Origin of the sequence: Coleofasciculus sp. C1-SOL-03, assembly GCF_040220555.1 — a bacterium.
In the GTDB taxonomy this organism is placed as follows: Bacteria; Cyanobacteriota; Cyanobacteriia; order Cyanobacteriales; family Coleofasciculaceae; genus Coleofasciculus.
Window position 1 is genome coordinate 17242 of the sequence record NZ_JAVJUO010000010.1, and the last position, 12906, is coordinate 30147.

General features: G+C 45.8%; 13 protein-coding genes and 1 pseudogene. 7 read left to right on the forward strand and 7 right to left on the reverse strand.

Going from position 1 to position 12906, the window contains the following annotated elements:
• Positions 1-56 precede the first annotated feature (56 nt).
• Complete coding sequence (locus RIE73_RS01445) at positions 57-1781, reverse strand: NYN domain-containing protein (protein ID WP_446399483.1); 1725 nt, start codon at positions 1779-1781, stop codon at positions 57-59.
• A 72-nt stretch (positions 1782-1853) separates the two neighbouring features.
• On the opposite strand from RIE73_RS01445, the gene RIE73_RS01450 reads away from it, so the two are divergent.
• The 4 genes and pseudogenes from RIE73_RS01450 (at position 1854) to RIE73_RS01465 (ending at position 4828) form a co-directional block, all read left to right on the forward strand.
• On the forward strand, positions 1854-3362 hold the full coding sequence (locus RIE73_RS01450) for a UbiD family decarboxylase (RefSeq protein WP_446399484.1): 1509 nt from the start codon (positions 1854-1856) through the stop codon (positions 3360-3362).
• Positions 3363-3392: 30 nt separating this feature from the next.
• A complete protein-coding gene (locus tag RIE73_RS01455; protein WP_446399485.1) occupies positions 3393-3590 on the forward strand; it encodes a hypothetical protein in 198 nt (65 codons plus the stop codon).
• A gap of 356 nt (positions 3591-3946) precedes the next feature.
• Positions 3947-4195, forward strand: a pseudogene (locus tag RIE73_RS01460) (DUF4058 family protein); the annotation flags it as partial.
• A 258-nt stretch (positions 4196-4453) separates the two neighbouring features.
• Positions 4454-4828, forward strand: a complete 375-nt coding sequence (locus tag RIE73_RS01465) for a transposase (RefSeq protein WP_446399486.1) — start codon at positions 4454-4456, stop codon at positions 4826-4828.
• A 172-nt stretch (positions 4829-5000) separates the two neighbouring features.
• On the opposite strand, the gene RIE73_RS01470 is transcribed toward RIE73_RS01465, so the two are convergent.
• From RIE73_RS01470 to RIE73_RS01480, 3 genes are all read right to left on the reverse strand, one after another.
• Positions 5001-5165 (reverse strand): hypothetical protein, encoded by a 165-nt coding sequence (locus RIE73_RS01470; protein WP_446399487.1) that lies wholly within the window; start codon positions 5163-5165, stop codon positions 5001-5003.
• Between the two features lie 220 nt (positions 5166-5385).
• A complete protein-coding gene (locus RIE73_RS01475) occupies positions 5386-5670 on the reverse strand; it encodes a hypothetical protein (protein WP_446399488.1) in 285 nt (94 codons plus the stop codon).
• A 281-nt stretch (positions 5671-5951) separates the two neighbouring features.
• Entirely contained in the window at positions 5952-7304 is a 1353-nt protein-coding gene (locus tag RIE73_RS01480) for a helix-hairpin-helix domain-containing protein (protein WP_446399489.1), read from the reverse strand.
• 38 nt (positions 7305-7342) lie between these two features.
• On the opposite strand from RIE73_RS01480, the gene ychF reads away from it, so the two are divergent.
• Together ychF and RIE73_RS01490 are read left to right on the forward strand one after the other, a co-directional pair.
• Complete coding sequence (ychF, locus tag RIE73_RS01485; RefSeq protein WP_446399490.1) at positions 7343-8434, forward strand: redox-regulated ATPase YchF; 1092 nt, start codon at positions 7343-7345, stop codon at positions 8432-8434.
• Positions 8435-8775: 341 nt separating this feature from the next.
• Positions 8776-8922, forward strand: a complete 147-nt coding sequence (locus RIE73_RS01490; protein ID WP_446399491.1) for a hypothetical protein — start codon at positions 8776-8778, stop codon at positions 8920-8922.
• Here RIE73_RS01490 and RIE73_RS01495 read toward each other — a convergent pair.
• Positions 8911-9564: a transposase gene (locus RIE73_RS01495; RefSeq protein WP_446399492.1), complete on the reverse strand. Its 654-nt coding sequence runs from the start codon at positions 9562-9564 to the stop codon at positions 8911-8913. The genes RIE73_RS01490 and RIE73_RS01495 overlap by 12 nt on opposite strands.
• A gap of 170 nt (positions 9565-9734) precedes the next feature.
• On the opposite strand from RIE73_RS01495, the gene RIE73_RS01500 reads away from it, so the two are divergent.
• Positions 9735-9878 (forward strand): hypothetical protein, encoded by a 144-nt coding sequence (locus RIE73_RS01500; RefSeq protein ID WP_446399493.1) that lies wholly within the window; start codon positions 9735-9737, stop codon positions 9876-9878.
• 186 nt (positions 9879-10064) lie between these two features.
• On the opposite strand, the gene RIE73_RS01505 is transcribed toward RIE73_RS01500, so the two are convergent.
• Positions 10065-10661, reverse strand: a complete 597-nt coding sequence (locus tag RIE73_RS01505) for a hypothetical protein (RefSeq protein ID WP_446399494.1) — start codon at positions 10659-10661, stop codon at positions 10065-10067.
• A gap of 289 nt (positions 10662-10950) precedes the next feature.
• Positions 10951-12777 (reverse strand): metallophosphoesterase, encoded by a 1827-nt coding sequence (locus RIE73_RS01510; RefSeq protein WP_446399495.1) that lies wholly within the window; start codon positions 12775-12777, stop codon positions 10951-10953.
• Positions 12778-12906: the final 129 nt, after the last annotated feature.

Consider the following 12906-nt stretch of genomic DNA (forward strand, 5'->3'; position numbering starts at 1 on the left):
TTATTGTCCAATCCGTAAGGGATTAAACCCCCGACGGCTTCAACGGGGATTGATCTTCAGTTTAACTCTTTCGCGATCGCGACTCGATATTCCCGATTAATAAAAATTACACTAAACACAGTTGGGCGGTTGCGTAAGAACTTAATCAAACTCGACTTTGATTTAAACCGTTTTACACAGGTGTCGGCTGTTTTTCTATACTGGCTTTTAAACTCTTTTTTTAAGTCATTGACGGCTATATCATCAGTTCCAGCTTTTTGAATCATTCTTTCTATCATGTCTTTGAGGATTTTCTCTAATAGTTTAACTGAAGTTATGGGGGCTTGAGTGGGTTGAGGTTCTGTGTGGCTGTCTTTGTCTGATGAATTGCCGATTGTTACCGTATAAATCTTTCCCGATTTTTTGAGATTAAACAAAGGACAATCTTGCAAAAAATCCATGAATTTAACATTCAGGTTCAAATCTTTCAGCACCTGAGTAATAGATTGCTTATACTGATGGCGAAATTCAGTACCAACATGGGAAAGGGGAACAGAGACTTTACCCAAATCTGCCATTAGTCTTTTCACAATTCTAGCTAATTCCTGCTCTAACTCAACTTTTGATTGAATGACCGTATTGAAAGAACGATGTAAAGCTGGAGATTCGATGAGGGTATTTGCAGGCAGAGTGGCAACGGGAGCAGCCGAATGCATTTTAAATAAGGTAATATATAAGCCTGACCGTTCGGGTAAGTGATGTAATACAAACTCATTCGGATAATCGCGAAAAAAATCTGGAACCGTTTTGCCCGGACAGTGACATGAGACTACGTGACTCATCGTCGTCTGGTAATGGTGGCAAAATAGAGTAGATACCTGAGACAATTTCACCCAAGGATTTCCGGTTTTAGTTTGTTCAAGCCGAATAATCGTTTTGATTTGATTTATAAATTCTTCGAGGACAGGAATTTCGGCTGGCGGACTCAGGGGATGGGTTTGAGTTTGGTTGGTATCACTATTTAAAACGGTTATAATATTCCCTTGTTTGCGAACTAAGTAGACAGTAAACCCATGAGTCTGAAGTGTATTATAAAGATGCGTCATCACTCCATCAGAGGAGCAAACTAATATTTCCCGCGCATTGGGATAATGGATAAAGATTGACGAACCCACTGTTGCCATTTTCACATCGGCACTATCTTTCCCGGGTGGAACGTGAATCAGTTCATAGCCGCGACTGTGAAATTCTGCGTCTTTTTTGCCGAGGCTGCGCCAATTGGCAAAGGCGACTTTAATTTGAATCGGACAGGTACAGAGTTTTGCCAAAAATTTTTCAGTTTCGATATCTAGTTTTAGATTCTCGGCGTCGAGTAAAAGAATGGCAATTCCTGGGGAATCATTGGTCACTGAAGCCGGAGAAGGTACAGTGTCCGAACTCTCTGAACTCACCCATTCTAGCAACGGCGATGGGGATTTTTGGGGACTTAAGGACTGTAGAGTTTGAGTCAATTCACCAAAACTGGGTTGGGTAAAATAGCTGGGAAGGAGTAAAATTTCTAGGAAACGCCGTAGGTTGATCAGCTTGGCATCCCAGTCGTCAGCTTGAGTCAGTCGCGGTTTTAGCTTGGTGATTAAAACCGATTGATTGTGCGGGGTACGCCAAGGAATCGTCCTGTACTTTTCTTTGAGGAGTTCCGGATGCTGCTGTTGGATATCCAGGACGATTTGGTAAACGCGATCGCATATTTGATCAATAATTGCTGTATCAGTTGCCAATGGCGCACTGGACGGATCGGACATATCACAAAGTAGCAGGTCGGATGGCGTATGCGTCCATAATAAAAGAAAGAAAAAGCTTTACCTATCTTAACTATGACCAGAGATCTGCGAGCATTTATCCAGCTTTTAGAGGAACGGGGACAATTACGCCGGATTACGGCGTTGGTTGACCCGGATTTAGAAATTGCCGAGATATCCAATCGGATGCTACAGGCGGGGGGACCTGGACTGTTGTTTGAGAATGTCAAGGGTTCATCATTTCCCGTCGCCATCAATCTGATGGGAACCGAGGAACGGGTGTGTTGGGCGATGAATCGGGACAATCCCCAGGAGTTGGAGACATTGGGGAAAAAGCTGGGAATGCTGCAACAGCCGAAACCACCGAAGAAAATTTCTCAGGCGGTGGAGTTTGGCAAGATTTTATTTGATGTGGTTAAAGCCAAACCGGGACGGAATTTTTTCCCCGCCTGTCAGCAAGTGGTGGTGGAAGGAGACGCCCTAGATTTAAATCAACTGCCCCTAATTCGTCCCTATCCAGGGGATGCGGGCAAAATTATTACCTTGGGGTTGGTGATTACCAAAGACTGTGAAACGGGGACTCCGAATGTGGGTGTGTACCGTCTGCAACTCCAATCCCGGACTACCATGAGTGTTCATTGGTTATCGGTACGGGGTGGGGCGAGACACCTACGCAAAGCGGCGCAAAATGGCAAGAAACTGGAAATTGCGATCGCACTTGGGGTTGATCCCTTAATTATTATGGCAGCCGCGACGCCGATTCCCGTAGACCTTTCTGAATGGCTGTTTGCGGGACTCTACGGTGGGTCTGGAGTCCCCTTGGCAAAGTGCAAGACCTTAGATTTACAAGTCCCGGCTGATTCCGAGTTTGTCCTAGAAGGGACAATTACACCAGGGGAAGTATTACCTGATGGACCCTTTGGGGATCACATGGGTTATTACGGCGGCGTCGAAGATTCCCCAGTGATTCACTTCCACTGCATGACCCATCGCCAAAACCCCGTCTATCTTACCACCTTCAGTGGGCGTCCCCCCAAGGAAGAAGCGATGATGGCGATCGCCCTCAATCGGATTTATACGCCAATTTTACGACAACAGGTCTCCGAGATTGTGGACTTTTTCCTCCCCATGGAAGCCCTGAGTTACAAAGCCGCAATTATTTCCATTGATAAAGCCTATCCTGGACAAGCGAGACGGGCGGCTTTAGCCTTTTGGAGTGCTTTACCCCAATTTACCTACACCAAGTTTGTGATTGTTGTAGATAAAGACATTAATATCCGTGATCCGCGTCAAGTGGTGTGGGCAATTAGTTCCAAAGTAGACCCCACGCGAGATGTATTTATTCTGCCGAATACGCCCTTTGATAGCTTAGATTTTGCCAGTGAAAAGATTGGCTTAGGTGGACGCATGGGGATTGATGCAACGACTAAAATTCCTCCCGAAACGGAACATGAATGGGGGGCGCCATTGGAATCCGATGCGGATGTCGCCGCTATGGTTGATCGGCGTTGGGTCGAGTATGGCTTAGATGATTTGGAATTAGGAGAGGTTAATCCGAATCTGTTTGGCTATGATATGCGGTGAACAAATTTATACGTGATTAGGAGATAACCCTTGACCGAATCAAAAAAAACAATCAAACCCTCAGCCCAAGACCTTGAAAATGAAGTCAACGGAATGCATGAACGCGGCGTTACGAATGCGGAAGTTCTTCAAGCCATGGCAGTTATTGCTGATAAACAAGGTGATTCTACCTTAGCTAGAAAACTCGCTAATACAGCCGAGGAGTTAGTCAAAGAAAGCCAAATTTAAGTCAAAACCATGTTCTAGTGGCGTGGTACACCTTATTTGGTGGATTAGAATTGTAGGGGCACCATCCTTGCGCCCGGTTTAACCCTTCGACTTCGCGGCAATTGAGCCTGTCGAAATTCAGGGTTAAACGTCAAATCTATTCCACAATTTTAGCTGGGTCAGTCCACTAGAGGAAAGCGAAGGATTAATCGGGGCGGGTTTAGTTGCATCTGGGTCAAAAAGAGACGATAGTAGTGAAACCCGCCCCTACACCCCTCAAAACTTACAAGTAAGACTATACACAACCGATGCTATCGGACTTGATATGACCAGTCAACCTAATTTTCCTGGTATGAACCCCTACCTGGAAAGCAGACTATCAAATCTTGGTCAGTCGAGCCAATGAAAGACCTGCTGCAGAACGCTATCCCTTTGATTTGCGGGAACCAATACCCGTCTTTTTATTACCCCTGAGCGCCGCAGACGTTGAACCTGCGATCGATTTGGCTGCCTTACTTGAACAAGCCGATCAGGAAGCCGCCCTTGACTTGGTGATTGACTATTCGGTGTCGCCAGAACCCGCCTTGAATGAAGTAGATATGGCTTGGCTCGATACCTTACGCTAAGTCGTCAGACACCATTCAAGTTGAGCATAAAGACAAGGGAAGAGGAAACGGAAAATAGTCAAAATTTGACATTTTTTAATATTTCTTAGTACAAGGAACATCATTGTTCCCCACTTCAATCCCAGAAATAGTAGAACGAGTCAATTCAGTGGCGAGGCAATCCGCCTTGGCATTTTTCTGCAACATTATATGACATAAAACACCTATTTATTGGAATTTTATCGTTCATCTTTGGTTCATCAGATTTTGGAACTAAAGATGAGCCACAAAAACGATAATTATCTTGCCCGTTTGGAACAAATCCGGTGGGGGAAGTATCCCCAATGCCCCTATTGTCAATCAACCCATTCTCGACGCTTAAAAAAGGAACGCCGCTATCAATGTAACGAATGCTTTACTTCATATAGCGTTACAGTTGGGACTCTGTTTCACAAAACGCATGTTGACTTAGAAAAATGGGTTCTGGCAATTTATCTAGTTCTCAATCCCCCCGAACGGATCAGTGTGCGTCAGTTAGCGAAGAAGATTGGAGTCAACAAGAATACCGCCTCCTATATGATTGCCCGGATTCGGCAGGCAATGACTCAAGAGGCGGACTTGCTACAGCGACTTGTTGAAATAGAGTTTAAGTAAATTACAAGTCCAGTGAGTTTTTTCTCCTATCTATTGTCACATTAACCCTCTAAACCAAAGCCATTTGAGTTCCCTCCTTCCTCCCGGTTCCCTCCCGGTTTCCTCCCCTTGGTAAGGGGAGGGTTAGGGTGGGGTCTGTCTAAAGGTATTGGAGATTTGTCAACTTAATCGGTTAACTCTTTTTGGGAATGTCTAAGGAAGAAAGATATTTAGACAGCGATTCTCCCAATTGTTCTTCGGGTGTCTTTTTTTTCTCTGGTTTTTTAGCCGTAAATCCACCAAAAAACCAAACCCAAAGCGAGGCATAGAGGAATAGTATGAAAAATGGTGACAGCATAATCGTTAACGGTAGAGAACCCTAATCAAACTAATCCCAGAGATAGGCAAGACTGAGACTACAGTCTTTGAAGCCCTCTGCGACTACCTTAGGAAACTTTCCTTACATCCAAGTGTAGGTCTGTGTGTCGAAAAAGTCTCGACCGCTAACTGGGACAGTAGAGACGCGCCATGGCGCGTCTCTACAGGGTTTTGGGCGGATGTCAATCCATTTCTATCCGTTATATGGCACTACTAGAGAGCAAGGTTCTCCCGATAATATTGTGTGCATTTTTTTGAATATGATGGCTAACAATTTGCTGTATTTTATGATGCAAATGTTTTTCGGTATCTTTAAGGCTTGCCAAAAATGTCAGTAATCGTTGCTTATCTAATAGCGGTAAGTCCCTGAGCAATTCTTCAGCTTCCTCTAATATTCGCTCTTGTGCCTCTGGCATTAAGTTTATCCAGTTGGAATACAATAGGTTGCGTTCGACGATAGTCAGTTTCCATTGATATTCGGGCATGATGCTTGTCCCACCTAATCATTTGCTATCTGTCGATCATCCTAAGTGAAAAACTATGAAGGAATGGCAAAGGCGGCACTTTCGGATGTAAAAAGATTGTAAATACAGAAAATTCCCCTTATTGTCACGGCGACTGAAGGATTAGGCAGTCTTTGTTGCAGGTTCATGCCCTCCCCCAGCTAGGGCAGGGCGGGTTTTGGATAATCATTATTGGTTATGTGCTGACAGGTTAATCCCTAAACCCGCCCCTACAGACCCTATTTATCCGAAAGTCACGTCTCCTACTTATTTTCCGTCAACGCCTTAGTGCGAGCTTGAAATCCCGCCGACTTGAGCCTGTCAACCATACCTTGATAATCTTGTACCCAGTATTTAGGGTCAAAGCGCACAAATTGGCTCTGATTTAATGCCCCAACCCTAGCGATAACTGGCACTTTTTGCGGTTTCCTCTCCCCAGATTGTTCTTGCAAAATCGATTGGAGACGTTGCAGAGTGGCTGTGTCCACGCGCTGGGGAGTCAGTTCCACGATAATCATTTGTGCCATTTCAATCGGTTCGACATCTTCGATAATCATCTGGATTTTCTCATCTCGTTCATCCGCCTTCCCCCAAACAATTAAACGGGCATCCTTTTCAATGAAGGAACTAATCCGCTCAAAGGTTCTCGGAAAAATAACGCCATCGGCTTGACCGGTGAGGTCTTCCATTTGCACAAATGCCATGCGATCGCCACTGGTTTTGGTTGTGTGAAATTTGACCTCCGTCAGCATGACGATGACACTCAGGATGGTGCGTTTGTTTTGATCGGCTAACTCGTTGAGGCTAATGGGAGTTAGCACCTGATTGGCGACTGGACGCACAGATTTGAGGGGGTGATCGGAGACATAGAAGCCAAGCAATTCTTTTTCTTGCTGTAGCTTTTCTTGAGCCGAGAAATCATCAACCTGCGGGGTTTTCGGAGCAGCTTTCCAGGCATCATTCGCCTCACTGTTGTGATTATCCGTGTTTCCCAAGACATCAAAAATATTGATTTGACCACTCTCTCGATCCTTAGCCCGATCTTGCGCCCAACTAATCAGCACATCTAAATCGTGAATCAGTTGCTTGCGATTCGATTCTAGGCGATCAAACGCCCCAGAGTAAATTAGGGATTCCAAGGCGCGACGATTCACCACCCGCAACTCCACGCGATCGCAAAAATCGGCTAATGACTGAAAATCCCCGCCCTCATCCCGTTTCTGGAGAATAGTATCAATCGCCCCCTCGCCCAAATTCCGGATTGCCGAGAATCCGAATAAGATTTTGCCAGAGACTGGGGTAAAATCAACCTGCGATCGGTTAATATCCGGCTGCAAGACATCGATACCCATGGTGGTACAGGTGGCGATGTACTTCTGCACCTTGTCCTGATTCCCACTACTGGCGGTTAGCAGCGCTGTCATGTACTCCACCGGATAATTGGCTTTCAGAAACGCCGTCTGATAGGTAACATAGCCATAAGCTGTCGAGTGGGACTTGTTAAAGCAATTGGACGCCACTGAGCCATTGAAGAGCAGAAAATTATGGTCGCGTTCGACGCCAATGTCATAGACTGGTTGAGTACCCAAGGGTTTACGACCGATAATTTTAACCACGTTTAGAACTCCTTAAATCGTTTCCAAATTGCGCTGACATGCTAAGAGCCGGAATTGTGGGATTGCCCAACGTAGGCAAATCAACCTTATTTAACGCCCTCGTCGCCAATGCTAAAGCAGATGCGGCGAATTTCCCCTTCTGCACGATTGAGCCGAACGTTGGGGTTGTCGCTGTACCCGATGAACGGTTGTCCGTGCTGGCGAAGATTTCCACCTCTCTGGCAATTGTGCCAACTCGGATTGAATTTGTCGATATTGCTGGATTGGTGAAGGGGGCGAGTAAAGGCGAGGGACTCGGGAACCAATTTTTAGCCAATATCCGGGAAGTGGATGCCATTGTCCATGTGGTGCGCTGTTTTGATGATGAGAATATTATCCATGTTTCCGGTTCCGTTGATCCAGTACGTGACATTGATGTGATTAATCTGGAACTGGCTTTAGCGGATTTAGCCCAAGTGGAACGCCGCATGGAACGCACCCGCAAGCAGGCGCGGACGAGTAAAGAGGCGCAGTTGGAACTAGAAGCCTTGGAAAAGTTGAGTGCGGGATTGAATGAAGGTAAATCGGCGCGGAATATTAGTTTAACCGCAGACGAAGCCGAGGCGGTGAAGCCGTTAGGATTATTAAGTGCGAAACCGATTATTTATGCGGCGAATGTGTCAGAAGATGATTTAGCCTCTGGGAATGAATGGGTGGAACAAGTGCGTCAAGTGGCAACCTCTGAAGCGGCAGAAGTTGTGGTGGTTTCAGCCCAAGTCGAGTCGGAATTAATTGAATTACCCGAAGAGGAACGGGGAGATTTTTTGGAGTCGTTAGGTGTGGAAGAAGGGGGATTAAAATCCTTAATTCGGGCTACATACAACTTGTTAGGATTACGCACCTTTTTAACCACGGGACCCAAAGAAACCCGGGCTTGGACGATTACAGCCGGAATGAAAGCACCGCAAGCGGCGGGAACAATTCACACTGATTTTGAGCGGGGGTTTATTCGGGCGGAAACCATTGCCTATGATGATTTAGTCACGTCTGGATCAATGAATGCGGCGAAGGACAAAGGATTAGTGCGGGCGGAAGGGAAAGAGTATGTGGTGCAAGAAGGCGATGTGATGCTATTTCGGTTTAATGTTTGATCCAGCCCGGGCATAAATAATCACTGATTCAATTTGAACGCTTGGCTAACACACCCTACTGGCGTGGCACAGCTAAAATTGTGGAATAGATTTGACCATTGAATCGGGCGCAAGTCTTTGCGCCCCTACAGTTTCCGGGCGTAATTCTAATTCATCAAATAAGGTGTGCCACGCCACTACTGGCGTGGCACATCTAAAATGGTAGATTAAAATTGTAGGGGCGCACGGCGTGCGCCCTAAACGGCTGCAAGGTTTGCGCTCTGGATGGGTTTGCGCTCTGGATTGACACCCTTAAACCCGGGTAAATCTAGATTCATTGGGGTAGATTTAAGAGAATAGATTTGCGATCGCGCCAAGTGATGATAGACAAGGGAAACGCCGACAACCGCCGACATTATGGGCGCACGCCGGGGTTTATGGGCGCACGCCGTGCGCCCCTACAGGTGACAATGGGGGTGAATGAAAACGGCAGGGAATTAGAAGGGTAAATCTAATTCTATTGATTGATAATTGGGATCATGGGTGGGGTTGTCTGTGTCAGATTCCCATCGACGGGGATTGTTGATAATGTAGTTTCGGATGTTGAATAATGATTCTTGGTTGCGGATAATATGTTCGTAATAGTTCCGTTGCCAAATGGGGGTTCCAGGTGATTGACGCATCAGGTTAATGCGTTTGGTGACAGCGGATTTAAACCCAGCGATAAAGGATGATAAGGAACGAGCTGGGCGATGGATGGGTAAATTGGATAAGGGTATATCGGGCTGTTTCCCTGTGGGGGATGTACATTCAACTGTAGGGAATCTAGGTTGGTTTCCCCCATTGATCTGATCAACGCGATGATTCTGTCTTCCTCCTAATGGAGTAATAATGATAATACCGTGGAGATGATTGGGCATAATTATCCATTCATCCAATTGGATTTCTTGGCGTAATTGAGCCGAATACAGCCATTCTTGGGCGACAATTTTACCAATTTGATTTAAATCCATTTGACCGTCGCGAATTTCGCCAAACCAGCAGTGACGTTGGTACGTGCAAAGGGTGACAAAATAGGCTCCGGGTTGGGCGTAATTGTAACCTTTAAGGCGAATCGACTGGCGATGATGGTAATCTGGGTTAAATTTCATAACCAATTGGCGATCGCAGGATTATTTTACCCGTATGTCTGCCCATCCGTCCATCCATCCGTTCATCCATCTGTATCATCCATCTGTATCATCCATCTGTAGGGGCGCATGGCATGCGCCCATATTGTTGCGGTGCGCTCATATTGTCGGTGATCTAAATTTACAAGGGTGTGGATGTCCTCAACGGTGGTAATGGTAATGATTGGCTACTGGGAGATGATCTCAATATCGGTGCTGGCGGCGATGACAACAGCTTATTTGATGAATTAATCTTACGCCCCGAAACCGTAGGGGCGCATGGCATGCGCCCCTAAAATCGGCATATCTAATCCACAATTTTAGCTGTGTCAATCCAGTGCCAGGGCGCACGCCGTTGAAAATGCCAGGGCGCACGCCGTTGAAAATGCCAGGGCGCACGCCGTTGAAAATGCCAGGGCGCACGCCGTTGAAAATGCCAGGGCGCACGCCGTTGAAAATGCCAGGGCGCACGCCGTGCGCCCCTACTGTTTCAATGCAACTAGCAAAAACGCGATCACGCCAAATAATTTATCTAAATCTGTAATCGCTATTCGGGTTTTCTCTTTCGTAAAAACATCCCCCACAAGCCGCCCCAGTTGCCATAATTCTCCATCGGTAACAATGCCATAGACAGGTTGTGTTTCATTCTGGTTCATTTTCTGTGCGGCAATTAACTCCGCAAGACATTGCCCCCACCCTTCAATAAAGTTATTCTGCTTGGCTTCAACAACGACGACAAGCGGTAAACCCAGTATGGTTTTCCCGAGTTCTGATTTTGTTGATATTAAATAATCAGGTGTGCCTGTGAGTTTATGGTCATAAGTAATGGGTTTATGACTCCAGAGTGTGTATTGATCAACAAAGCTTTTATAGACTTCTCTTAAGATTGGATAAATAACATTCTCACAGCGAGAGGCTCCAGATGTGAAAACATCTATATTTTCTAGGTTAAATTCAAATTCGTTACGGAAATCATCTGAAGGCTTCAAGTCAATATATGTAATAAAGGTTTCCTCTGAATACTTAATCTTGTATTCTTGTTGAACTTGAGCCAGGGATTTGAAGTCGGTAAATGCCATAGGTTGTCTACCGCCTCTCAACTAATTTTATGTACCACATCCTTATTTTCCCTCAAACAGGACAACTCAGACTATTTTACTCGATTTAGATAGCCTCTATTTCACTAACCGCATTAAAGAAGTTTCAAAACCAAACAAACCCAACCTGGCTTTAAGTAGTCGGACAAAAGAAAACGGTACTGTATTGAGTGCAAGTAAATCACCCTCAAACCCTTACTGTTCCCTGTTCTCTAATCTCAACCGTTAACTTTAATTGTGTCCACCCACCTATGAGTGGCAAACACGTTCTTTAGGGATAATTTAACGATAATGATGGGATTACTGACTTGGTTAGGCTAAAGCCCTTACTACGAACCGGGGCGATTGGAAATTCATCAAACTTGATTATGTCTGAGTCGGGTTTCCTGGTATCAAAGCGATAACTGCTGACGATTCCTGTGCTGGTGTCTAAGATGCTAAATACGGTGATATCGTTACTGGAAATATACGGTAAGGGTTGGTTATTCTCCCCGCGTAAGGGTGCAATTGTTGGCAGAATTGGTTCTAATCCATTGGGATCTCCTGTCGCCGCGTAGTCTTTACCCTCTGGCACTTTACGCTGTTTTTCGCCTAGGTAAGCCCCATAGGTGTTCCCCACATTTGATGATTCCAGAAAATGGATTCCCTGAGGATTCACGAAGCGATTCCAAAGATGGGAATGTCCATATAAAACCAGTTGTACGCCTGCGGTTTCGAGTAAGGGGATCACATCCCGCAGAATATAATCGGCTTGGGGAGGATAATCATAACGCACCGCCGTAATCGTTCCATTCCCATCCCGTTCAATAATTTGTACGGGGTCAGTATAAGGTGGGACAATATTGTCGCCTAAGGAATGGGGGGGATGATGAAACATGACGATTTTATAGTTGGCTTGTTGGAACTCTGGACTGTTGAGTTCTGCTTTGAGCCAGTTATACTGAGGACTGCCCCGTTTAATCGGTTCAAAAATATGCTGTCCATATCCCCAAGCCGTGGGATCATTTAAATCTGCTTCTCGTTCCCGATATCGTCCTTTGGCATTGGGTTTGAGGCTGGGCGTTCTCCAGATGTTGGTAATATACAGGGAAATTAGACGAATATCGCCAAAGGTTATGGCGTAATAGTTCTCGTTTCCCGGTAGCGTAAAAATTTCCTTGTAGGTGTCGGTATTAAAGGAATGCTCTTTGATCCAGATGAGAGGGTTATTCGAGTTTAACTGAGCGGATTTTTGGTGATAAATTTTGGTGGCAACTTGGCGAGGAATTGGGTCATTGAATTGGTCATTTAATCCGCTATCTGTAGAAAATCGTCCCATGACCTCGTGATTTCCTGTGGCGGGAAATAAGGGCGCATGTTGAATTAACTCACCTCCAGTGTAGCGGGTGGTGATATTATTCTTTTCTAGTTGATAATCAGCCTGACCTTGAAGGGCGGGAAAGAAAGCACCGCCGCGATTATCATCAAACCATTCTGAGGCGCGATCGGGAATATTTACTAAGTCTCCAGCCAGAAAAATGGCATCCACCTTACCCACAGTTTCTGCTACCTTTTGTAAATTGGCGGCTGTCATGGGCATGAGTTGGTGATCCGAGGTGAGCAGAATTTTTAAGGGGGTATCAGGGGGAGGTGCGGCGGCTAAGGTAAATGGGTTACTCTTGATGATTTGTCCATCATTCCGCACGCTGGTTACTTGATAGGGAACTCGTTCACCCGGAGTGAGTCCCGTTACCTCGGCTTCATGTCGCCAGATATCCCTTGGCGTCGGTTTCTGGTAAACTTGAGCATCTTCGGTTTGCTCACCAACACGGGATTTTTGGTCTTCCCGGGTACGAGTCAGTTGGGTGGTATTCGCGATCGCCACCCTTTTCAGTCCTTTTCCATAAGCTACACTATGACGGGTTCCAGCAAATTCTGTAAACCAGACGACGCGCACCGAGGTGTCAGTGGGCAATTGTAGAAACGGATCAGTCAGCAGTTGCGCTGGGGTGAGATAAGTGGGGGGTTGGGTGAACAGCACGACAATGGGCGCAAGCGCAATAAAGACGACAAGTAAACCGACAATAAGAAGTGGGCGACTGGTTAAACGATTGACCATGAATCGTCTTCGAGACAAAACTGAATAGATGCGACTAAGTTTACTTTAGCAGGACGTGAGGAGATGATGCTGTCTACACCATTACATTACGGATTGAGTTTATGTTCACCTGTCTGTCGGGACAATCGT

Excerpts from the sequence above, each read along its gene's own strand:
- RIE73_RS01465 (WP_446399486.1), top strand. The coding sequence starts at position 4,454 with ATGAGCCACAAAAACGATAATTATCTTGCCCGTTTGGAACAAATCCGG.
- RIE73_RS01445 (WP_446399483.1), bottom strand. The coding sequence starts at position 1,781 with ATGTCCGATCCGTCCAGTGCGCCATTGGCAACTGATACAGCAATTATT.
- ychF (WP_446399490.1), top strand. The coding sequence starts at position 7,343 with ATGCTAAGAGCCGGAATTGTGGGATTGCCCAACGTAGGCAAATCAACC.
- RIE73_RS01470 (WP_446399487.1), bottom strand. The coding sequence starts at position 5,165 with ATGCTGTCACCATTTTTCATACTATTCCTCTATGCCTCGCTTTGGGTT.
- RIE73_RS01505 (WP_446399494.1), bottom strand. The coding sequence starts at position 10,661 with ATGGCATTTACCGACTTCAAATCCCTGGCTCAAGTTCAACAAGAATAC.
- RIE73_RS01510 (WP_446399495.1), bottom strand. The coding sequence starts at position 12,777 with ATGGTCAATCGTTTAACCAGTCGCCCACTTCTTATTGTCGGTTTACTT.
- RIE73_RS01495 (WP_446399492.1), bottom strand. The coding sequence starts at position 9,564 with ATGAAATTTAACCCAGATTACCATCATCGCCAGTCGATTCGCCTTAAA.
- RIE73_RS01475 (WP_446399488.1), bottom strand. The coding sequence starts at position 5,670 with ATGCCCGAATATCAATGGAAACTGACTATCGTCGAACGCAACCTATTG.
- RIE73_RS01450 (WP_446399484.1), top strand. The coding sequence starts at position 1,854 with ATGACCAGAGATCTGCGAGCATTTATCCAGCTTTTAGAGGAACGGGGA.